Origin of the sequence: Dysgonomonas termitidis, from assembly GCF_042654545.1 — a bacterium.
Classification (GTDB): Bacteria; Bacteroidota; Bacteroidia; order Bacteroidales; family Dysgonomonadaceae; genus Dysgonomonas; species Dysgonomonas termitidis.
Map to the genome: position 1 here is coordinate 1 of NZ_JBHSGN010000194.1, position 1931 is coordinate 1931.

1 rRNA gene is annotated in these 1931 nt (G+C 48.3%); it reads right to left on the reverse strand.

Annotated features, from left to right (window positions below):
- Positions 1-218: 218 nt before the first annotated feature.
- Positions 219-1745 (reverse strand): 16S ribosomal RNA (locus ACFO6W_RS26100).
- Positions 1746-1931 lie beyond the last annotated feature (186 nt).

A 1931-nucleotide genomic window follows, 5' to 3' on the forward strand; every position in this document is an offset into this window, starting at 1 on the left:
ACTGAGCTATAGGACTGGCTGTTCTCGCCTGAAACTGATTGCCAGCTTCTTGGTTTCTCTTGGTCAGTTAACAGTTAGCAGTAAACAGTAAACAGTATATTTCAACTGGTAAACCTGTACCTACTCCTGTAAACTGAGTATATGTTAAAACAACAACATCATTTAAGAGTGCAGTACCTTTCTTAAAAAGGACTACCTTGCTCGAACAGCATCTCCAGAAAGGAGGTGTTCCAGCCGCACCTTCCGGTACGGCTACCTTGTTACGACTTAGCCCCAGTCACCGGTTTTACCCTAGGACGCTCCTTGCGGTTACGCACTTCAGATACCCCCAGCTTCCATGGCTTGACGGGCGGTGTGTACAAGGCCCGGGAACGTATTCACCGCGCCATGGCTGATGCGCGATTACTAGCGAATCCAGCTTCACGGAGTCGAGTTGCAGACTCCGATCCGAACTGGGAGTGGCTTTGGAGATTAGCATCTTGTCACCAAGTAGCTGCCCTTTGTACCACCCATTGTAACACGTGTGTCGCCCCGGACGTAAGGGCCGTGCTGATTTGACGTCATCCACACCTTCCTCGCATCTTACGACGGCAGTCTTGTTAGAGTCCTCAGCCTGACCTGTTAGTAACTAACAATGTGGGTTGCGCTCGTTATGGCACTTAAGCCGACACCTCACGGCACGAGCTGACGACAACCATGCAGCACCTACATACATGCCATTGCTGGCTTACATCTTTCAACGTAATTCATGTACATTTCAAGCCCGGGTAAGGTTCCTCGCGTATCATCGAATTAAACCACATGTTCCTCCGCTTGTGCGGGCCCCCGTCAATTCCTTTGAGTTTCACCGTTGCCGGCGTACTCCCCAGGTGGATTACTTATCGCTTTCGCTTAGTCACATACGGTATATCGCATACAACTAGTAATCATCGTTTACGGCGTGGACTACCAGGGTATCTAATCCTGTTTGATCCCCACGCTTTCGTGCTTGAGCGTCAGTTATGGCTTAGTAAGCTGCCTACGCAATCGGAGTTCCTCGTTATATCTAAGCATGTCACCGCTACACAACGAATTCCGCCTACTTCATCCATACTCAAGACTCCCAGTTTCAACGGCAGTTTCGGAGTTAAGCCCCGAGATTTCACCGCTGACTTAAAAGCCCGCCTGCGCACCCTTTAAACCCAATAAATCCGGATAACGCTCGCATCCTCCGTATTACCGCGGCTGCTGGCACGGAGTTAGCCGATGCTTATTCGTACAGTACATGCAATAAGGGACGCGTCCCCCTTTTTATTCCTGTACAAAAGAAGTTTACAACCCATAAGGCAGTCTTCCTTCACGCGATTTGGCTGGTTCAGGCTCTCGCCCATTGACCAATATTCCTCACTGCTGCCTCCCGTAGGAGTCTGGTCCGTGTCTCAGTTCCAGTGTGGGGGACAAACCTCTCAGTTCCCCTATCCATCGTTGCTTTGGTGAGCCGTTACCTCACCAACTGGCTAATGGAACGCATGCCCATCTATAACCGATAAATCTTTAACAAATATCTCCATGCGGAGCCCCTGTTTTATGCGGTATTAGTCCGAATTTCTCCGGGTTATCCCCCTGTTATAGGTAGGTTGCATACGCGTTACTCACCCGTGCGCCGGTCGCCATCAAAGTATTGCTACCCTATGCTGCCCCTCGACTTGCATGTGTTAGGCCTATCGCTAGCGTTCATCCTGAGCCAGGATCAAACTCTTCTTTGTATATTCTTTTTTTTAACCTTTTGATCCTGTTCAAGCGTTTTTATTTTACTATTGGGTAATAGTAATTGACGGTAGCACCTTTTTTTACTATCTCTAGCTTTTTATCCAAACCCCAAACTTAACCAGGGTTCAGACTGTGTACTACACTCTATAATGTTGTTATTTCATAATCTCAAAGATCGCTTT